The sequence below is a fragment of the Streptomyces sp. JH14 genome, assembly GCF_029428675.1.
Lineage (GTDB): Bacteria > Actinomycetota > Actinomycetes > Streptomycetales > Streptomycetaceae > Streptomyces.
The window spans coordinates 2,702,767-2,722,978 of the sequence record NZ_JAJNEL010000001.1; the positions used below are offsets into that span (position 1 = coordinate 2,702,767).

Annotated in this window: 15 protein-coding genes and 1 tRNA gene; 6 read left to right on the plus strand and 10 right to left on the minus strand. The window is 69.8% G+C overall.

Annotation, left to right across the window (positions count from 1 at the left end):
* Nucleotides 1–91 precede the first annotated feature (91 nt).
* Together LRD69_RS12050 and LRD69_RS12055 are read left to right on the plus strand one after the other, a co-directional pair.
* Nucleotides 92–1,312, plus strand: coding sequence for an acetyl-CoA C-acetyltransferase (locus tag LRD69_RS12050; RefSeq protein ID WP_277326566.1), 1,221 nt, complete (start codon nucleotides 92–94; stop codon nucleotides 1,310–1,312).
* Between the two features lie 1,382 nt (nucleotides 1,313–2,694).
* Entirely contained in the window at nucleotides 2,695–3,522 is an 828-nt protein-coding gene (locus LRD69_RS12055) for a hypothetical protein (protein ID WP_277329707.1), read from the plus strand.
* Between the two features lie 83 nt (nucleotides 3,523–3,605).
* Here LRD69_RS12055 and LRD69_RS12060 read toward each other — a convergent pair whose 3' ends face one another.
* On the minus strand, nucleotides 3,606–3,923 hold the full coding sequence (locus LRD69_RS12060) for a hypothetical protein (protein ID WP_277326567.1): 318 nt from the start codon (nucleotides 3,921–3,923) through the stop codon (nucleotides 3,606–3,608).
* 102 nt (nucleotides 3,924–4,025) lie between these two features.
* On the opposite strand from LRD69_RS12060, the gene LRD69_RS12065 reads away from it, so the two are divergent.
* A complete protein-coding gene (locus LRD69_RS12065) occupies nucleotides 4,026–4,253 on the plus strand; it encodes a DUF4287 domain-containing protein (RefSeq protein WP_277326568.1) in 228 nt (75 codons plus the stop codon).
* A gap of 78 nt (nucleotides 4,254–4,331) precedes the next feature.
* Here the strand turns inward: LRD69_RS12065 and LRD69_RS12070 are convergent, their stop codons facing one another.
* The 8 genes from LRD69_RS12070 to LRD69_RS12105 form a co-directional block, all read right to left on the minus strand.
* Nucleotides 4,332–5,219 (minus strand): Bax inhibitor-1/YccA family protein, encoded by an 888-nt coding sequence (locus LRD69_RS12070; RefSeq protein ID WP_277326569.1) that lies wholly within the window; start codon nucleotides 5,217–5,219, stop codon nucleotides 4,332–4,334.
* Between the two features lie 147 nt (nucleotides 5,220–5,366).
* Nucleotides 5,367–5,452, minus strand: a tRNA-Leu gene (locus LRD69_RS12075).
* Between the two features lie 238 nt (nucleotides 5,453–5,690).
* Nucleotides 5,691–8,096 carry a glycoside hydrolase family 2 protein gene (locus tag LRD69_RS12080; RefSeq protein ID WP_277326570.1) on the minus strand — a complete coding sequence of 802 codons (2,406 nt, stop codon included), beginning with the start codon at nucleotides 8,094–8,096 and terminating at the stop codon, nucleotides 5,691–5,693.
* Nucleotides 8,093–8,992 carry an ATP-binding cassette domain-containing protein gene (locus tag LRD69_RS12085; protein ID WP_277326571.1) on the minus strand — a complete coding sequence of 300 codons (900 nt, stop codon included), beginning with the start codon at nucleotides 8,990–8,992 and terminating at the stop codon, nucleotides 8,093–8,095. The genes LRD69_RS12080 and LRD69_RS12085 overlap by 4 nt, the downstream gene beginning before the upstream one ends.
* The gene (locus tag LRD69_RS12090; RefSeq protein ID WP_277326572.1) at nucleotides 8,992–9,933 is read right to left on the minus strand and encodes an ABC transporter ATP-binding protein; all 942 of its coding nucleotides are present in this window, start codon (nucleotides 9,931–9,933) and stop codon (nucleotides 8,992–8,994) included. Before LRD69_RS12090 ends, LRD69_RS12085 begins: the two co-directional genes overlap by 1 nt.
* A gap of 4 nt (nucleotides 9,934–9,937) precedes the next feature.
* A complete protein-coding gene (locus LRD69_RS12095) occupies nucleotides 9,938–10,864 on the minus strand; it encodes an ABC transporter permease (protein WP_277326573.1) in 927 nt (308 codons plus the stop codon).
* Complete coding sequence (locus LRD69_RS12100; RefSeq protein ID WP_277326574.1) at nucleotides 10,861–11,856, minus strand: ABC transporter permease; 996 nt, start codon at nucleotides 11,854–11,856, stop codon at nucleotides 10,861–10,863. The genes LRD69_RS12095 and LRD69_RS12100 overlap by 4 nt, the downstream gene beginning before the upstream one ends.
* A gap of 138 nt (nucleotides 11,857–11,994) precedes the next feature.
* On the minus strand, nucleotides 11,995–13,731 hold the full coding sequence (locus LRD69_RS12105) for an ABC transporter substrate-binding protein (RefSeq protein WP_277326575.1): 1,737 nt from the start codon (nucleotides 13,729–13,731) through the stop codon (nucleotides 11,995–11,997).
* Between the two features lie 222 nt (nucleotides 13,732–13,953).
* On the opposite strand from LRD69_RS12105, the gene LRD69_RS12110 reads away from it, so the two are divergent.
* The 3 genes from LRD69_RS12110 to LRD69_RS12120 all read left to right on the plus strand — a co-directional run bounded on the left by LRD69_RS12110 (nucleotide 13,954) and on the right by LRD69_RS12120 (nucleotide 18,560).
* A complete protein-coding gene (locus tag LRD69_RS12110) occupies nucleotides 13,954–14,976 on the plus strand; it encodes a LacI family DNA-binding transcriptional regulator (protein WP_277326576.1) in 1,023 nt (340 codons plus the stop codon).
* A 193-nt stretch (nucleotides 14,977–15,169) separates the two neighbouring features.
* Nucleotides 15,170–15,940 carry an ABC transporter ATP-binding protein gene (locus tag LRD69_RS12115; protein WP_277326578.1) on the plus strand — a complete coding sequence of 257 codons (771 nt, stop codon included), beginning with the start codon at nucleotides 15,170–15,172 and terminating at the stop codon, nucleotides 15,938–15,940.
* 64 nt (nucleotides 15,941–16,004) lie between these two features.
* On the plus strand, nucleotides 16,005–18,560 hold the full coding sequence (locus LRD69_RS12120) for an ABC transporter permease (protein WP_277326580.1): 2,556 nt from the start codon (nucleotides 16,005–16,007) through the stop codon (nucleotides 18,558–18,560).
* A gap of 79 nt (nucleotides 18,561–18,639) precedes the next feature.
* Here the strand turns inward: LRD69_RS12120 and LRD69_RS12125 are convergent, their stop codons facing one another.
* A complete protein-coding gene (locus LRD69_RS12125; protein ID WP_277326581.1) occupies nucleotides 18,640–19,944 on the minus strand; it encodes a cyclopropane-fatty-acyl-phospholipid synthase family protein in 1,305 nt (434 codons plus the stop codon).
* Nucleotides 19,945–20,212: the final 268 nt, after the last annotated feature.

A 20,212-nucleotide genomic window follows, 5' to 3' on the forward strand; every position in this document is an offset into this window, starting at 1 on the left:
GCCTCGCCGGGTGACCTCAGCGATACGGCCGGGTAACTTCCAGAGCAGTTCTGCCCGTCAGTCAGCCCTTCAGCCCTCATGGAGCCGCGTGATGCCCGAAGCCGTGATCGTCTCTGCTGCCCGTTCCCCCATCGGCCGGGCCTTCAAGGGTTCGCTCAAGGACCTGCGGGCGGACGACCTGACCGCCACGATCATCCAGACCGCGCTGGCCAAGGTCCCCGAGCTGGACCCGAAGGACATCGACGACCTGATGCTCGGCTGCGGTCTCCCCGGTGGCGAGCAGGGCAACAACCTGGGCCGCATCATCGCCGTACAGATGGGGATGGACCACCTCCCCGGCTGTACGGTCACCCGCTACTGCTCGTCCTCCCTGCAGACCAGCCGCATGGCCCTGCACGCCATCAAGGCCGGCGAGGGCGACGTCTTCATCTCGGCCGGTGTCGAGATGGTGTCCCGCTTCGTGAAGGGCAACTCCGACAGCCTGCCGGACACGCACAACCCGCTCTTCGCCGAGGCCGAGGCCCGCACCGCCGCGCGCGCCGAGGAGGCCGGCGCGGGCTGGCACGACCCGCGTGAGGACGGCCTCGTCCCCGACGCGTACATCTCGATGGGGCAGACCGCCGAGAACCTGGCCCGGCTCAAGGGCGTCACCCGCCAGGACATGGACGAGTTCGGCGTGCGGTCGCAGAACCTCGCCGAGGAAGCGATCAAGAACGGCTTCTGGGCACGCGAGATCACCCCGGTCACGACCCCCGACGGCACGGTCGTCTCGCAGGACGACGGCCCGCGCGCGGGCGTCACGCTGGAGGGCGTGCAGGGCCTGAAGCCGGTGTTCCGCCCCGACGGCCTGGTCACCGCGGGCAACTGCTGCCCGCTCAACGACGGCGCCGCTGCGCTCGTGATCATGTCCGACACCAAGGCGCGCGAGCTGGGCCTGACCCCGCTGGCCCGGATCGTCTCGACCGGCGTCTCCGGCCTCTCCCCCGAGATCATGGGGTACGGACCGGTGGAGGCCAGCAAGCAGGCTCTCAAGCGTGCCGGGCTGACCATCGACGACATCGACCTGGCCGAGATCAACGAGGCGTTCGCCGCCCAGGTGATCCCCTCCTACCGCGACCTCGGCCTCCCGCTGGAGAAGGTCAACGTCAACGGTGGCGCTATCGCCGTCGGCCACCCCTTCGGCATGACCGGTGCCCGGATCACCGGCACGCTGATCAACAGCCTGCAGTTCCACGACAAGCAGTTCGGTCTGGAGACCATGTGCGTGGGCGGCGGCCAGGGCATGGCGATGGTCATCGAGCGGCTGAGCTGAGCTGCAGCGGAGGGTAGGGGTCGCCTGAGGCACGAAGGCGGCACCTGCCCGCAGCGGAAGCGAAGCGAACGCGACCACAGGAGCGAGCGGCTGAGCTGAGCTGCAGCGGAGGGTAGGGGTCGCCTGAGGCACGAAGGCGGCACCTGCCCGCAGCGGAAGCGAAGCGAACGCGACCACAGGAGCGAGCGGCTGAGCTGAGCTGCAGCGGAGGGTAGGGGTCGCCTGAGGTACGAAGGCGGCACCTGCCCGCAGCGGAAGCGAAGCGAACGCGACCACAGGAGCGAGCGGCTGAGCTGAGCTGCAGCGGAGGGTAGGGGTCGCCTGAGGTACGAAGGCGGCACCTGCCCGCAGCGGAAGCGAAGCGAACGCGACCACAGGAGCGAGCGGCTGAGCTGAGCTGCAGCGGAGGGTAGGGGTCGCCTGAGGTACGAAGGCGGCACCTGCCCGCAGCGGAAGCGAAGCGAACGCGACCACAGGAGCGAGCGGCTGAGCTGAGCTGCAGCGGAGGGTAGGGGTCGCCTGAGGTACGAAGGCGGCACCTGCCCGCAGCGGAAGCGAAGCGAACGCGACCACAGGAGCGAGCGGCTGAGCTGAGCTGCAGCGGAGGGTAGGGGTCGCCTGAGGTACGAAGGCGGCACCTGCCCGCAGCGGAAGCGAAGCGAACGCGACCACAGGAGCGAGCGGCTGAGCTGAGCTGCAGCGGAGGGTAGGGGTCGCCTGAGGTACGAAGGCGGCACCTGCCCGCAGCGGAAGCGAAGCGAACGCGACCACAGGAGCGAGCGGCTGAGCTGAGCTGCAGCGGAGGGTAGGGGTCGCCTGAGGTACGAAGGCGGCACCTGCCCGCAGCGGAAGCGAAGCGAACGCGACCACAGGAGCGAGCGGCTGAGCTGAGCTGCAGCGGAGGGTAGGGGTCGCCTGAGGTACGAAGGCGGCACCTGCCCGCAGCGGAAGCGAAGCGAACGCGACCACAGGAGCGAGCGGCTGAGCTGAGCTGCAGCGGAGGGTAGGGGTCGCCTGAGGTACGAAGGCGGCACCTGCCCGCAGCGGAAGCGAAGCGAACGCGACCACAGGAGCGAGCGGCTGAGCTGAGCGCCGCCGGGATCGACCGGGTCGGCCTCTTCCGGTGGCTCCCCGCTGACGAGGTGGCCGGTTCCGAGCCCCGACCGTGACCGAATCTCCCCCAGGATGTGACCTATCTCCTGGGGGAGATCCATTTGCGCAGGTCACACCCGCATCAGGGGTAAACCCCAGGCACAAAGACCTGTCCAATTCGTGACGTAATGCACTGACACGGAGTACAGGTACGGGCCAAGCTGATGTAGGAAGTCGAGGAATCAATTGAAACCGGGAGTATGTCAGTGAGCATCATGCCTCTTGCCCTGTTGCTGACCACCGCCGCTGCGACGGCGGTGGGCGCTGCTGCGCTGCACGCTGCTCACGGGCTGCGCAAGCAGGTCGCAGCACTGCGGATCGAGCTGGCCGCCGGCCACGCCCGTCCCGTCGTGCCGCCGCAGAGCCGTGCCACGGCCACTCCCGCCGCCGAAATACGTGCCGCCGTCGCCGAGGCGCTCGCCGAGGAGCGTGAGCGCGAGCTCGCCGAGGCCCGTGCGTTCTGGGCCTCCCAGGAGGCGCGCGACGCCGCCGACGCGCCGTCCCTGCTGGGCGGGCTCTCGGGGATCGGCGAGGACGCGCCGTTCTTCATGCCGCGCCAGGCCGACTTCGCGGGCCTGGAGGCGATGGACATCGACGCGACCGAGGCGCTCGAAGAGCTGACGGAACTGGCCGAGCTGGCGGAGATCACGGAGCTGCCGGAGGTCTCGGAGTTCCCCGAGGACTCCCCCGAGCTGGCCGCGGCCCGTCGCCGCCACCCCTCGCACCCCGACTTCGTACCGGTGCAGACCCCCGTCGTCACCGACCACGAGCGCACCGTGCACCGGCTGGAGGAGCTGGCCGACAGCCGTACCGAGCTCGCCGACGTCCGCCCCGGCCCGCTCGGCACGCTCGACGTCTATGTCTTCGCCGACGGCACCACGCTCTGCATGACCCCCGGTCACCGCGAGACGGCCGATCGCCTCGCCCGGGCGCTGCTGGCCGGTGAGCACCCGGTGCTGCTGGGCGGCTCCGGTGTCTCCGGCGCGTACGCCCTGACCTTCTCCTGCGGCAAGGACAGCGTCTACATCCTCGCCGACCGCGTCATCGCCTCGTTCTGACACCGTGACGCCCCGGGGAACCCCGGGTTCCCCGCAGCGGCTCTCGTCGGCCGCTGCTTCCCGATGTGGTGACGGGACGGCCGCTACGCGAATGCCCGAGCGGTCGCTTCCTCGACGTATCGCACGGCCTCGTCCAGTTCCACGGGCGGGGCCTTTTCCAATGCCAACGCCAAGTCCCGCCCCGCGACAGCGAGTTCGTCGCCGATGGCGAACATCCCGGCGTCCGGCATGACCCGGGGCTCGCGGTCCGGCGCCTCGATGAGCTGGGCCCGCACGGCCAGCTCCCTGGCCGTGGCCAGCCCTTCGGCGGCGGCTCCGCGCTGAAGCCTGCTCTGCGGGGCGGCGCGCAGCCGGTCTGCAAATCGGTCCACGGCGGTGACAAGGGCGGTCGTATCAAGCACTCAGTGACCCTACGCGCCGGGCCGGGATGGTTGCCAACAGGCCAACGCTCAGGCACGGTGTCGGGAAGGACCAGCAACGCGCACAATGCGTCGGAGGCGCCGATGTCCCATGTCTTCTCCGAAGAGACCCATCGCAATCTGCTCTCCCGAATCCCTCGCTGCACCGGTCGTGAGATCGCCGACTGGCTTCGCACCGTCGACGAAGGCCCCGCCCTCCGGTTCGACGAAAAAGTCAGCTGGCTGCGGAGCGAACACGACCTCGCCTACGGACACGCAAAAGCACTCATCCACGAGTACGACCTGAGGCGGGCGGCACGGAAGCTGCTCTAGGACCGACGGCCCCCGGACAAGCGGAACGGCCCGCAGGCGATGCGCCTGCGGGCCGTTGCGTCGTGCGGGTGCGGACGGTCAGTCGTCGCCGCTGAGGATGGAGAGCAGACGCAGCATCTCCAGGTAGATCCACACCAGGGTCATGGTGAGGCCGAAGGCCGCCAGCCAGGACTCCTCGCGGGGCGCGCCGTACGCGATGCCGTCCTCGACCTGCTTGAAGTCCAGGGCCAGGAAGCAGGCACCGAGGACGATGCCGATGACACCGAAGAGGATGCCGAGGCCGCCGCTGCGGAAGCCCAGGCCGTCACCCCCGCCGAAGACCGCGAACAGCAGGTTGACCACCATCAGGAGCATGAAGCCCATGGCGGCGGCCATCACGAAGCCGTAGAAACGGCGGGTGACGCGGATCCAGCGCATCTTGTACGCGAGCAGCACACCGGCGAAGACGCACATGGTGCCCAGCACCGCCTGCATCACCACGCCGGGTCCGATGTACGTGGAGACCGCGCTGGAGATCACCCCGAGGAAGACACCCTCGAAGGCCGCGTACGAGACGATCAGCGCCGGAACCGGCCTGCGCTTGAACGACTGGACGAGCGACAGGACGAACGCCACCAGGGCGGCGCCGATCGCGATGCCGTAGGACTTGCCGAGATTGGCCTCGTCGACCGGCAGCAGGGCCCAGGCGAGGGCCGCGCCGAGCACGACGGTGCCCAGCGTGATCGCGGTACGCGTGACGACGTCGTCGATCGTCATCGCGCCGGTGCGCGCGGGCGCCTGCGGGGCGCCGTACTGGGCGTCCTGCTGGGCGTAGGGGTTGGTGGCGTACGGGTTCGCGGCGGTGCCCTGCGCGTACGGGCCGGCGCCCGTCACAGGGGCCCCGGCCTGCGGCGCCGCGTTGAAGCCCGCGTAGCCGTTGTCGCGGCTGAACCCCCGTCGCGAGAAGACCGGGTTGCTGCTCCTCATTGCTCTCCTCCATGGCCACCCTGCGTGGCCTTCCCACAAGAGTAATGGGTAGGCAAAAGAAGCACCCTAGTGCCAGAGGAGGATCTTTATGAACGTTGAGTGCTGAAGCAACGCCCGGCCGGCCGGCGTCTTCGCCGAAGCTCGTGGTGGTGCCCGGAACCGGACTCGAACCGGTACGCCCCCGAGGGGCAGCGAGGTTTAAGCTCGCCGTGTCTGCATTCCACCATCCGGGCCTGGCGCGCGGCTCCGCGTTGGCACATGACCCTATCCGGGGACGTCCCCCGATCAGCGGAACAGTGGCGCGATGTTGTCTTATTTTATTGACCCTTTGAGGGGCCGTCAGCACAGGTAGCAGGCATCCTCACATGCCTGGGGCGGATGGCGGGCACGGAGATCGACCATCGGGAATGACGGAAAGTCGCCGCACCCGGACAGCCGTGCGCCGTGATCGTCACGTGCCCGCCGCCCCCGCTAGGCGAGAGTGTCGTTGACGCACCGCAGAACGGGGCGGGCGCCCAGCGCCTCCGGGTCCGTGAGCACCGCGCCCGTCACACGGAAGACGGTGCTCTCGCCCGGCAGCAGTGTCACGAGCATGTCGTCCACCTCGGCCGCCGGGTTCAGCCGGTCGGGGAAGAGGGCGAGGTCCCTGAGCAGGGTACGGGCGGTCACCTCGACGCGATATCCGGCCCCCGATTCCTCACTCTCCGTGACCTTCACGTCGTAGCGGGCGGGCTCCAGCGCGAGGCGGGTGTCCTCCTCGTAGAACTCGACCGCCCGCACCTCGCCCAGCCGCGCCACGAGCACCTCCCGTGTCCGCTCGTGCGGCTCGGCGACCGACCGCGGCAGATCCACCCGGGTCACCGTGCGTGCGGCCGCGCTCACCGCGATCTCCTCGTCGGCCAGCACGGCGCCGGACAGCTCGTGCCGCGTCGTCCGCAGTGTGCCCGCCCATGGCCGGTCCGAGTCGTTGACCAGGTGCACCGCGCCGTCCCTGACGACGATCAGCCGGTCGGCGTACACGGCTCGCAGTGCGTACCAGAGCGGCTTGCGGCGGCCGTCGCCGTCGACGGCCGCCCAGGAGACGACCGGCCAGCAGTCGTTCAGCTGCCAGACGATCGTGCCCATGCAGTACGGCATGTGCGAGCGGAAGTGCCGGATGCCGAAGGCGACGGCGCGGGCCTGGTTGAGCTGGGTGAGCCAGTGCCAGTCGTCGAAGGAGCCGCCCGGTTGCGGCAGGTGGTCGCCGAGGCCGCGGAGCAGCTTTCCCGCACCGTCCTCGGCCTTCTGGTGGTGGGCCAGCAGCGGGGCCGCCGCATCGAGCTCACCGCTGACGGCGCGGCGCAGGGTGGCGTACGCCGGTGGGCCCTGGAAGCCGAACTCGGCGACGAACCGCGGGACCCGGTCCGCGTAGGCGCGGTAGTCGGCCCGGTTCCAGACGTCCCAGATGTGGATCGTGCCGCGTGCGGGGTCCTGCGGGTGCAGCTCCGGGGAGCCGGAGTAGGGCGAGCCCGGCCAGTAGGGGCGGGTGGGGTCGGTCTCGGCGCAGATCGCGGGCAGCAGCTCGTGGTAGTACCCGTGGCCCCAGGTGCGGTCCCCCAGCTCCTTCTGCCAGCCCCAGTCGGCGTGGCCCTCCAGGTTCTCGTTGTTGCCGCACCACAGGACCAGGGAGGGGTGCGGGGCGAGGCGGGTGACGTTCTCGCGGGCCTCGGCCGCCACCTCGTCGTACAGCGGCTGTTCCTCCGGATAGGCGGCGCAGGCGAACGGGAAGTCCTGCCAGACCAGCAGGCCCTTCTCGTCGGCCAGCTCGTAGAAGTCGTCGCTCTCGTAGAGGCCGCCGCCCCAGACCCGGATCAGATTGACCCCGGCGGCCACCGCCTGGTCGAGGCGGTCGGAGATCCGCTGCCGGGTGAGCCGGGCCGGGAAGCAGTCGTCGGGGATCCAGTTGACGCCGCGCACGAAGACGGGCTCGCCGTTGACGGAGATACGGAACGCCTCGCGCTCCAGGGCGACGCCGCGGAAGCCGGTCCTGCCGTCCCAGGTGTGGTCGCCGAGGCGGACCGTGACGTCGTACAGCGGCTGCCCGCCGTGGCTGTGCGGCCACCAGAGCCCGGCGTGCGGGACGGGCAGGGTGGTGGTGGCGCTGTCCTGCCCGGCGGGGACGGTGAGCCCGGCCCGTTCGCCGGCCACCTCGACGGTCGCTTCCAGTGCCCCGTCGCCGCCCCGGTCCACGTCCAGGGTCACGCTCAGCCGGGGCGTCCCGTCGTCCGCGAGGTCGGCCAGCAGTTTCACCGAAGCGATCCGCGGCCCGGTCCACGACTCCAGGGCGACCGGCCGCCAGATGCCGGAGGTGACCAGGGTGGGGCCCCAGTCCCAGCCGAAGTTGCACGCCATCTTGCGGATGAAGGCGTACGGCTCGGTGTACGCGCCCGGCCGGTCGCCGAGCCGTTCGCGCAGCTCCTCGGCGTAGGTGTACGGGGCGGTGAACCGTACCTCGACGGTGTTGGCGCCCTCGACGAGCAGCGGGCGGACGGCGAAGCGGTGGCCGCGGTGCTGGTTGGCGGTGCGGCCGACCTCGGTGCCGTTGAGCAGGACGGTGGCGACGGTGTCGAGGCCGTCGAAGACGAGATCGGCGCGCTCGTGGCCGTCGGGCGTCCAGCCGAACGTGGTGCGGTACGTCCAGTCGGTGCGGCCGATCCAGCCGAGCCTGGTCTCGTTGTCGTCCAGGTACGGGTCGTCGATGAGTCCGGCGGCCAGCAGATCGGTGTGGACGCAGCCCGGCACGGTCGCCGGTACGCCTCCTGCGGGGAGTGCGAGGGGTACGGGACCGCCGGCGTCGAGCGTCCAGCCGTCGTGCAGGGGCAGGTGGCGAAGGGTCATGCGGAGATCCTTCCGCAGTCGGGGAGTCCGGCGCAGGCGACGAAGTGGCCCGGCTCCGTCTCGTACAGGTCGCTGCTGTCCGTCCGGGACCCTGCCTCGTGGAAGGCGCACGCCTCCAGGGGCTCGGGCAGGGTCCACGGCGTGTTCAGCCGGGGCACGGCGGCCAGGAGCGTACGGGTGTAGGGGTGGAGGGGGTTACCGAAGACCTTCTGAGTGTCGCCGCGTTCGACGACCCTGCCGCGGCGCAGCACGACGGTCCGCTCGGCGAGGTAGGTGCCCAGCGACAGGTCGTGGGTGATGTAGAGCACGCCGAGGCCGTTCTCCTTGAGGCCGGCCAGCAGGTTGAGCACGTCGATGCGGGTGGAGGCGTCCAGCATGCTGGTGATCTCGTCGGCGACCAGGAAGCTCGGCCCGAGCAGGAGGGCGCGCGCGATGAGCAGACGCTGCAACTGTCCGCCGCTGAGCTGGTGCGGGTAACGGCCGAGCACCTGGCCCGGGTCGAGACGCACGTCCCGTACCGCTTTCTCGACGCGGTCGGCCCACTCCTTGTCGGGGACGCCCGGATGGTAGGCGCGGCGGATGAGGGCGAAGACGCGGTCGGCCTTGAAGACGGGGTTGTAGCAGCTGAACGGGTCCTGGAAGACCCCCTGGACCCGGCGGTAGAAGTCCTTGCCGGGCCGGACCTCATGGCCGTCCAGGGTGAGGCGGCCTTCGCTGACCCGGGTGAGGCCGAGGATCATCCGTCCGATGGTGGACTTGCCGCTGCCGCTCTCGCCGATGAGCGAGACGACCTCGCCCGGTGCGGCCTCGAACGACACCCGGTCGACGGCGGTGACGGAGCCGCCGCCAAAGGCACCGGCCCGGTAGGTCTTGGTGACGCGGTCGAGGGTCAGCATCAGGCCTTCCAGCATGCGACGGTGTGGCGGGGGGCGATTTCGACCACCGGGGGTTCCTCGCCGCACTGCTTGTCGGCGAGCGGGCAGCGGTCACGGAAGCGGCAGCCGGCCGGCGGGTCGAGCAGGGAGGGCGGGCTGCCCGCGATGCCGCTCAGCGGCCGGTCCGCGTGGCGGGCGCCGACCTCGGGCAGCGATCCGAGCAGCAGCCGGGTGTAGGGGTGGCGGGGCTCGGTCGTCAGGACCTTGGCCGGGGCCTTCTCGGCGAGCCTGCCCGCGTACATGACCATGATCGAGTCGGCGATGTGCGAGGTCAGCGCCAGGTCGTGGGTGATGAAGAGCATGCTGGTGACCAGCCCCTTGTCGCGCAGCCCGGTGAGGGCGCCGACGACGGCCCGCTGGGTGGAGACGTCGAGCGCGGAGGTGACCTCGTCGGCGATGAGCACGGCCGGGTCGAGGAGAGTGGAGATCACCATGACGGCGCGCTGTTTCATGCCGCCGGACAGTTCGATGGGGTAGCGGTCCAGGACGTCGGGGTCGAGGCCCACCAGGGCGAGGCGGCGGTGCAGTTCGCCGGTGTCGACGCCGACGCCGCGTGAGGCGAGGAGTTCGCGGATCATGCGGCCGATGCGCCGGGTCGGGTTGAGGGCGCTCATCGAGTACTGCGGTACGAGCGATATCCGGTGGAAGCGGAAGGCGTTCATCGCGCGGTCGTCGGCGATGGGGACCTCCTCGCCGTCGAGGGTGACGGTGCCGCCGGCGTGCCGCATCCGTCCGTCCAGCCGGATCAGGGACTTGCCGAGCGTCGTCTTGCCGCAGCCGGACTCGCCCGCCAGGCCCAGGATCTCTCCGTCGGCGAGGTCGAAGCCGACGCCGTCCAGGGCCCGGACCTCGCCGCGCAGCGTGCGGTAGTGGACCCGCAGGTCGGTGACGGTCAGGGTCATGTGCTCAGGACTCCCTCAGCTTCGGGTTGAAGACCTCGTCGAGGCCGACATTGGCGACGTAGAGCGCGCCGACGATCGCGGTGATCCCGGCGCCCGGCGGGACGAACCACCACCACATGCCGAGTTGGAGGGCGCTCCACTGCTGGGCGCTCTGCAGCATCAGGCCGAGCGAGACGCCCTCGGTGGGACCGAGTCCGATGAAGTCCAGCGACGAGGCGACGAGGATGGAGCCGCCGAAGAGCAGGATGAACATCATGAAGAGGTACGAGCTCATGTTGGGCGCGATCTCGCGGAAGACGATCCGCCAGGTGCCGCTGCCGCTGAGCCGGGCCAGGTCGACGAACTCCCGGGTGCGCAGCGAGAAGGTCTGTGCGCGGATCGCGCGGGCCGCCCAGGGCCAGGAGGTGAGTCCGATGAAGATCCCCTGGACGGTGACGGAGCGGACGCCGAGGTAGGCGTTGATGATCAGCAGCACCGCCAGGGCGGGGATCACCAGCACCACGTTGGTGAACATGTTGAGGATCTCGTCCACGGCTCCGCCGCGGTAGCCGGCGAGGAAGCCGACGAGCATGGCGATGACGGCGGCGATGGCACCGCCGATGACGCCCACCAGGAAGGTGGCGCGCAGCCCGTGCACGAACTGCGCGTACACGTCCTGGCCGAACGTCGTGGTGCCCAGCCAGTACGTTCCGTCCGGTGGCGCGGACTGCGGCCCCACGTATTCGTTGGGGTTGGCGTTGTCGAGCAGGGCCGGTCCCACCAGGCCGACGGCCAGCAGCAGGGCGACCACCGTGAAGCCGATGATCAGCTTGGGGTTGCGCACGGCGTAGTGCAGCGTCTCGCGGGTGGGTCCGGCCGCGGGGGCTGGCGCCGTCGCGACGGGGGCCGTCGCCGCGACGGGCGCGGTGGCGGGTTCGGGCCGGGTGCTCATGACTGGCCTCCTGCCATGCCCGTACGGGTCCGGGGGTCGACCACGACGTACACGATGTCGATGAGGAAGTTGGCGATCAGTACGCCGATGACGATGAACAGGAACGCGCCCTGGAGCAGGAAGAAGTCCTGGTTCTGGATCGCGGCCAGGATCAGGGAGCCGAGCCCGGGATAGGCGAAGACGATCTCGGTGACCAGCGCTCCCGCCACCAGCACGCCCAGTTGGAGGGCGAGACCGGTGATCTGCGGCAGGACCGCGTTGCGGAAGGCGTAGCGGCGGATCAGCCGCTGCGGTGCACCGAGGGCCGACAGATAGGACGAGTAGTCGGACTCGAGCTCGTAAATGATCATGTTTCGCATGCCGATGGCCCAGCCGCCGAGCGCGACCAGGAAGAGGGAGAGGAACGGCAGCACCCAGTGGTCCAGCAGATCGAGGACGAAGTCCGTGGTCCAGCTGGGCTGGACGTCCAGGCTGTAGCCGCCGGAGAGGGGGAACCAGCCGGCCTTGGAGCCGAGCGCCCAGGCGAGGATGACGGCGATCCACATGTAGGGCATCGCGGTCAGTAGATATCCGGCCGGGAGCACGGTGTTGTCGAGCACCTTCCGGCGGGCCGCGAGCGCGCCCAGCCAGTTGCCGGCGAACCAACTGAGCAGGACGGCCGGGATCATCAGCCCCAGGGTGTACGGGAGCGCGTCGAGGAGCACATCGCCGACGGGCTTGGGGAAGACCCAGATGGACAGCCCGAAGTCGCCCTGCAGCAGGGCGCTCCAGAAGTGCAGGTACTGCTGCCAGACGGGTTCGTCGAAGCCGAACAGGTTGTTGTAGTAGGAGCGCATGGCCTCGACGGCCTCGGGCTGGGAGACCCGGGCGCGGGCCACCATGGCGGCCACCGGGTCACCGGGCATGAAGCGCGGGATCATCCAGTTGACGGTGACGGCGATGACGAAGGTGAATCCGTAGATCAGGAGTTTTCTGGCGAAGTAGCGGCGCAAGGGGGCTCCCCGGGCAGAGCCCAGCCGCGCGGCCGCGGTCAGGGCGCGGGCCGCACGGCGGGGCGGTCATGGAAGGGTCCTGCCCGGCTCGCCGCGCGGGCCGGGCAGAACCTGCGGCGAACGGTCAGACCGCGCCGGTCACTTGGCGGGCTTGAGCTGGGTGAGGGCCTCGAATCCGCCCATCTCCAGCCAGTTGCGCCAGAGAGCGGGGGCGTACTTGGGCGCGCCCGGGGCGTCCGACGGCCAGTTCTTCCAGGTCCCGGTGGTGGACTGCGACCAGAGGCCGTTGTACCAGAGCGGGATGACGGGCATCTCCTTGAGCTGGATGTCCTGGATCCTGGAGATGACCTCCTTCATGCCCTCGGTGTCGTCGGTCTTCACCCCGCCGAGTTCCTGGACCAGCTTCCAGGCCTCCTCGTTCTCGTACCGGCCGAAGTTGACGGTGTTCTGCTGCTTCTGGACCGGCAGCTGGAACATGTACTCGTAGTACGTCCACGGGGTGTTGGACAGCTGGCGCTCGTTGTTGACGACGAGGTCGAAGTCGCCCTTGCCGCGCTGCTCGTTGAGGGCGTTCTGGTCGGGGAACTCGGTGGTGATCCGGATGCCCGCGGCCTTGCCCGACGCGGCGATGACCTTCGCGGCCTCCATCCAGTCGGTCCAGCCCGTCGGCACGGCCAGCTTGAGGCTGATCTTCGAGCCGTCCTTGTTCTCCACGAACCCGTCGCCGTCCGTGTCCCTGTACCCGGCGTCCGCGAGGGTCTGCTTGGCCTTGCCCGTGTCGTAGGAGAAGCCCTCCTTCGCCACCAGGTCCTGGTCGACGAACTGGTTCCACTGCGGGAGCAGTCCGGTCGGGTCGGCGGGCTTGACCAGCTCCCCGTACACCCCCTTGACGATCTTCCCGACGTCGACGGACGCGGCGAGCGCCCTGCGGAACGCCGCGTCGTCCATCGGCTTCTTCGTGGTGTTGGGCACCAGCCAGGCGGTGTTGGCGGAGAGCATGTACGGCGGCTTGTCGTAGTAGGAGACGACCTTCTTGGTCTTGATGAGCGAGGAGGCGCCCGGCAGGAAGTTGTTGCTCAGGTCCAGCTGCCCCTGGCCCAGCTGTCCGATGACCACCTCGTTGCTGGGGTTGGACACGTCGACGATGTACCGGGGCGCGGGCTTCATGCCGAGCCCCTTGACGCCCCACCAGTCGTCGCGCCGCTGCCACACGACACGGTCCTGGGTGTGGCTCTTGAGGGTGTACGCGCCGGTCCCGACCGGCTTGTCGTTGACGCCGTCGAGGACATCCTTCTCGGAGCGCTTGCTCCAGATGTGCTCGGGGACGATCGGGCGGCCGTAGAGGTTGAAGTCCCATTCCTGGTAGCGGGCTTGCTTGAAGGTGAAGCGGACGGTGGTGGCGTCCACCGCCTTCACGTCTGCGAGCCAGTCCCACAGGGTGTGGAAGGACGACGCCTCGATCTTGCCGATCCCGTAGGAGTACGCGACGTCCTGGGCGGTCAGCGGCTTGCCGTCGGACCAGGTGATGCCCGGGCGCAGCTTCACCTCGTAGGTCTTGTCCGCGGTCCAGCCGCCCGACTGCGCCAGCCAGGGCGTGAGCTTGCCCGCGTTCGGGTCGAAGTGGAACAGCGTCTCGTAGACCAGCCCCTTGGTGCCGGTCGCGTGGTCCCAGTCGTGCAGCGGGTTGTAGTTGGCCGGCGGCCCCCACTGCGTACCGGTCGTGTAGAGCGTCTCGTTGCGCGGCAGTGCGCCGCCCGCCTTGCCGCCCGAACCGCCGGAGCCGTTGGACGAGGAGCCGCCCCCCGTGCACGCGGTGGCGGCGAGCCCGATCACAGCAAGCGTGGTGGCGATCCGCACCCGGATTCCCGTACTCATCGTCCCTCCCATTCCTCCGCGGTCCCTGTGAGCGGAGTCACTGAACCGGGTAAGTGCCGTGAAGTTATGGCTGTCGCCGGACAGTGTCAAGAGCGCGGGAGCGCTCCCATTCCTTTATTTTCAGGGGTAGTTGAGCGATCATCGCCCCACGGGGAGAAGCCGCAGGTACGGGCGTCGGCAGCTACGATGACCGCTGAACACGAACCGGTTAAGCGAGGTCGCATGTCCAAGCAGCGCCCCACGATCGCCGACATCGCACGCCGCGCCGGGGTCTCCAAAGTGGCGGTGTCGTACGCGCTGAACGACCGGCCCGGGGTCTCCCCGGCAACCCGTGCCGCCATCAAGGCCATCGCCCAGGAGATCGGCTGGCGGCCCAACAGTGCGGCCCGCGCGCTCACCCACGCGCGCGCCGACGCCGTCGGCCTCGCCCTGTGCCGGCCGGCCCGGCTGCTCGGCATGGAACCGTTCTTCATGGAACTGATCAGCGGCATCGAGAGCGAACTGTCCCCGCGCGGCTGCGCCCTGCTGCTCCAGGTCGTCAACGACCCCGCACAGGAGCTGGAGGTCTACCGCCGCTGGTGGGGAGAGGGCCGGGTGGACGGCGTGTTCCTCGCCGATCTGCGCAGCCCCGACCCACGGATCGAGGGCGTCGCCGAACTGGGGATGCCGGCCGTGGCGATCGGGCACCCCTCGGCGGCCGGCCCGCTCACCCCCGTGTGGTCGGACGACTCCGGGGCCCTGCGGGACACCCTCGCGTATCTGACCGCACTGGGCCATCGCTCCATCGCCCGCGTCGCGGGGCTGCCCGACCTGATCCATACGCAGCTGCGCGACCGCGCCCAGGGCGAGATCTGCGCCGAACTGGGCCTCGGCGAACCGGTGGTGATCCACACCGACTACTCCGGCGGGGAAGGCGCCCATGCGACCCGGCAGCTGATCAGCTCGCCGCAGCGGTCCACCGCCATCATCTACGACAACGACATCATGGCCGTCGCCGGCCTTTCGGTCGCCCAGGAGATGGGGCTCGACGTGCCCGGCGATCTGTCGCTGGTCGCCTGGGACGACTCCCAGCTGTCGCGGGTCGTGCGGCCGCCGCTGACCGCGCTCAGCAGGGACATCCCCGCATACGGCAGCCATGCGGCGCGGACACTGCTGGCCCTGGTCACCCACGGGGCGGCGCCCGGCTTCGAGGACGCCGCGGCCCGGCTCGTACCGCGCGGCTCCACCGCACCGCCGCGCCGGTAGCGGGCCCCGGCGGTCCTCGCAGGACGACGGGCTCAGGGTCGGTGTCATACCCGAGGAGGACGGAGCGGCCCTCCGGTGCGACTCAAGTGGCCCCCGCGAACGGGCACGGGGACTGACGACCTGCTGCCTTCGGGCGATGAGGATGGAGTGGCCGACCCCGCCCCGGACCGAAGTCCTGAACAGGAGTGTTCCCGTGACCATCACCTCCACCGCTCACCGCGCCACCGCGGTGGCCGCCCGCGCCACGGATCTGTCGAAGATCTACGGAGAGGGCGAGACCAAGGTGACCGCCCTGGACCGGGTCACCGTGGACTTCCCGCAGGGCGAGTTCACCGCGATCATGGGCCCGTCGGGCTCCGGCAAGTCCACCCTCATGCACTGCGTGGCCGGACTCGACAGCTTCAGCAGCGGTTCGGTACGGATCGGTGAGACGGAGCTCGGCTCCCTCAAGGACAAGCAGCTCACCCAGCTCCGCCGGGACAAGATCGGTTTCATCTTCCAGGCGTTCAACCTGCTGCCCACACTGACCGCGCTGGAGAACATCACCCTGCCGATGGACATCGCGGGCCGCCGGCCCGACGCCGAGTGGCTGCGCAACGTCATCGAGATGGTGGGGCTGTCCGACCGGCTCAAGCACCGGCCCACCGAACTCTCCGGCGGCCAGCAGCAGCGCGTCGCGGTGGCCCGCGCCCTGGCCTCCAGGCCCGAGATCATCTTCGGTGACGAGCCCACCGGCAACCTGGACTCCCGCTCCGGGGCCGAGGTGCTGGGCTTCCTGCGCAACTCCGTGCGCGAACTGGGCCAGACCGTGGTGATGGTGACCCACGACCCGGTCGCCGCCTCCTACGCGGACCGGGTGATCTTCCTTGCGGACGGGGCGATCGTCGACCAGATGATGCGGCCCACCGCGGACGGGGTCCTCGACCGGATGAAGGCGTTCGACGCCAAGGGACGTACCAGCTGAGCCCCGTACAGCTGCGACCGCCTGCCCGATCCCGCTTCCGGACCCCACCCCAGGACTGACAGACATGTTCCGTACCGCCCTGCGCAATGTGCTCGCGCACAAGGCCAGACTGCTGATGACCGTCCTCGCCGTGATGCTCGGCGTGGCCTTCGTCTCCGGCACCCTGATCTTCACCGACACCCTGGGCAACGCCTTCCGCAACCAGTCCGCCAAGAACTACGACGATGTGGCGGTCGCCGTCACCGCATACGGCAACCGGAACGACCCCACGGAAGCCCCCGGCGTCTCCCAGAAGACCCTGGACAGGATCCGGGACCTGGACGGCGTCGCCGAGGTGCACGGTCGTGTCGACGGCTTCGCCGGGGTCGCCGACCCCGACGGCAAGCTCATCGACGGCACCTTCGGGAGCCCCAAGGGCACCAATTTCTCCCCCGGCGAGGACGGCAAGGACCCCGCCTATACCTTCATCGACGGCTCGGGCCCGCTGAAGGCCGACCAGATCGCCCTGGACGAGGGCACCGCCGCCAAGGGCGCGTACAAGATCGGCGACCGGATCCGGGTCGCCACCAACGGCCCGGTGAAGGAGTTCACCCTCAGCGGCGTCTTCACCACCGAGGACGGCGAGGTGCAGGCCGGCGGCAGCCTGGTGCTCTTCGAGACGTCCGTCGCCCAGAAGCAGTACCTGAAGCCCGGCTACTACCGGGACGTCGCAGTCACGGCCGCCCCCGGCGCCGACGACAGGAATCTCCTCAAGGCGGTGGAGCCGCTGCTACCGGACACCGCCGAGGCCAAGACCGGCCAGGCGCTCGCCGACGAACAGGCGAAGGACATCGAGTCGGGCCTGGGCGCCCTCAAGCAGGTGCTGCTGGGCTTCGCAGGCATCGCGCTCTTCGTCGGCATCTTCCTGATCTCCAACACCTTCTCGATGCTGGTCGCCCAGCGCACCAAGGAGCTCGCGCTGATGCGCGCCATCGGCGCCTCGCGCAAGCAGATCACCCGCTCGGTGCTCGTCGAGGCCGCGGTCGTCGGTGCGATCGCCTCGGCGATCGGCTTCGTCATCGGCATCGGTCTGGCGCTCGGGCTGCGCTTGGGCATGGCCGCGTTCGGCATGAACGTCCCGCCCGGACCGCTGGTCGTGACCACCACCCCGGTGATCGCCGCGCTCGCCGTCGGCGTGGTGATCACGATGCTCGCCGCCTGGCTGCCGGGCCGCAGGGCCGCGAAGATTCCGCCGGTGGCGGCGATGAGCAGCGTCCACGCGGTCGCCACCACCAAGTCGCTGGTGGTACGCAACTCCATCGGCGCGTTCATCACCGCGCTCGGCGCGGCCGCCATCGTGTGGGGCGCCGGAATGGGCGGCGACGACGGCCGGATCCGAATCGCGGCGGGTGCGTTCCTCGCACTGATCGGCATCATCATCCTGATCCCGCTGCTGTCGCGGCCCGTCATCGCGCTCATCCGCCCGCTGCTCACCGGCCCGTTCGGGGTCTCCGGAAAGCTGGCCGGGCAGAACGCGGTCCGCAACCCGCGCCGCACCGGCGCCACCGCCTCCGCGCTCGCCATCGGTCTGACGCTGGTGACCGGTCTGTCGGTGCTCGGTGTCACGGTCGGCCAGGCCCTCGACAAGATGACCACGGACAACATCAAGGCCGACTACATGGTCGTGATGGCGAACGGCGGTGACCTCGACCAGTCCACGCTGACCGCCCTGGAGAAGGCGGACGGCGTGAGCGCGGTCTCGCCGCAGCAGTCCGTGTACTTCGAGCTCAGGAAGGGCGGCAAGGCCGAGAGGGACGGCTTCGTGTCGGCCTCGGCGGTCACACCGGGCGCCATCGAGCAGGTCCTGAACATCGGCGTCGTGCAGGGCAGCCTCGGCTCGCTCGCCGAAGGACGGATCGCGGTCGCCGAGAAGACGGCCGAGAAGAGGGGCTGGAAGGTCGGCACGGACATCCCCGTCACCTTCGGCGACAAGAAGCAGGACACCCTGACGGTCGGCGCGGTCTACAAGGACAACGAGTTCGTGTCCCCCGTGATCGTCAGCACCAAGGTCGTCAACCCGCACGAGGCCAAGCCGTTCATCCCGCAGATCTTCGTCAAGATGGAGGGCGGTCGGACCGAGGCGAACGAGAAGGCCCTGATCAGCGCCCTCGGTGAGAACCCGGCCATCACGGTGATGGACCACCAGGACATCCGCGACCAGTTCGGCGGCATGATCAACCTGATGCTGAACATCCTGTACGGCCTGCTCGCGATGGCTCTCCTCATCGCCGTCCTCGGTGTGGTCAACACCCTCGCGATGTCGGTCTTCGAGCGGCAGCAGGAGATCGGCATGCTCCGCGCGATCGGTCTCGACCGGCGTCGGGTGAAGCGGATGATCCGCCTGGAGGCCGTCGTCATCGCCCTCTTCGGCGCACTGATCGGCATCGGCCTCGGCGCGTTCCTCGGCTGGGCGATCGGCGAGACGATCAGGGCGTCGATCCCCGGCTACCAGCTGGTCCTGCCCTGGGACCGGATCGGGATCTTCCTGGTGCTCGCGGGACTCGTCGGCGTGCTGGCCTCGCTGTGGCCGGCCCGCAGCGCCGCGAAGCTGAACATGCTGACGGCCATCAAGACCGAGTGACGCGGCCGCGTCCCGGACGGAGGGCCGGTACCCGGCAGCAGGCGCTGCGGGTACCGGCCCTCTTCCGCGGGCAGATGTGTCAGCCGTCCGCGGACGCCCTCCAGTCGCGGGCGCGCAGCGGCATGCGGGAGGAACCGCCCTTCGCCGGACGCACCGCGAGGATCTGGTTGACGCCGATCTTGTTGTGCTCGAAGGAGAGGGCGGAGGCCGCCATGTACAGGCGCCAGACCCTGGCCCGGCCGGGCGAGGTCAGGGCGACCGCGCGGTCCCAGTGCTGCTCCAGGTTGGCGACCCAGCGGCGCAGGGTCAGTGCGTAGTGCTCACGGATCGACTCGACGTCCCGGGCCTCGAAGCCGGCTTCCTCCAGGGTCGCGACGGTCCGGCCCACCGGGGCGAGTTCGCCGTCGGGGAAGACGTACGCGTCGATGAACTCGTCCACGTGGTACGCGGACTCGTCCCTCTCGGGGCGGCGGGCGATCTGGTGGTTGAGCAGCCGGCCGCCGGGCTTCAGCAGCGCGTAGAGGTCGTCGGCGTATTCGCGGTAGCGGACAGAGCCGACGTGCTCGGCCATGCCGATCGACGAGATGGCGTCGTACGGACCGTCCCTGACGTCCCGGTAGTCCTGGACCCGGATCTCGATCCGGTCCGTCAGCCCCTCCTCGGCGATGCGCTTGCGGGCGTACGCGGCCTGTTCGGCGGAGAGGGTCACTCCGGTGACCTGGGCGCCGTACTCGCGGGCCGCGTGGATGGCCATGGAGCCCCAGCCGCAGCCGACGTCGAGGAGACGGTCGCCCTCCTTGAGGGCGAGCTTGCGGCAGACCAGGTCGAGCTTGTCGCGCTGGGCGTCCTCCAGGCTCCCGTCGTCCTCCCAGTAGGCGCAGGAGTAGACCATGGACGGCCCGAGGACCAGTTCGTAGAAGTCGTTGCCCACGTCGTAGTGGTGGCTGATGGCCTCCTTGTCGCGGCGCCTGGTGTGGAGGGGGCCGGTGCGGCGGCGGACCTCCTCGGCGGGCGGGGGCGGCGGCGGCCAGGGCCCGGCCAGTTGGAGCAGGCCGCGGGCGGCGGCCCGCACTTTCGGATCCCGGATCGGGTGGACGGCGTCCTTCGCGTCCGCCCCGCGTTCCCAGAGCAGCCCGGCCATCAGGTCCAGGGTCTCGTACAGGTCGCCCTCGATGTCGAGTTCGCCGGCCACCCAGGCGCGGGCCAGGCCCAGTTCGCCCGGCTTCCACAGCAGCCGGCGCACCGCACGGCGGCTGCGGACGACGAGTACGGGGGCGCCGGGCGGCCCGGATTCGCTGCCGTCCCAGGCCCGGATCCGGACCGGTACGGGTTCTCCCAGCAGTTCCTCGGCGAGAGCGGTCAGCCGCAAGGCGGCGTCTGCCATGGCGTACACCTCCGTGATGGTGTTTCCCAACGTGCCCCAATATGCCCAAACATGCCGTGCACCACGCCCTGCACCCGTGGCGCCACGACGAGGTACATCCCCGTCAACGCCCTCCGGCGCCCGCGCCATCCCGCAGTGGCGCAACGGATCGGCAAAATACCTGTACGCCACACAGAGTTTCCGGGTCCCGGCCTGCGGGCCGGGACGCTCCGGACGAAGGGCCCGGAGCCGGCGCTCCGGATACGGCGAAGGGGCCGTCCGCACCACG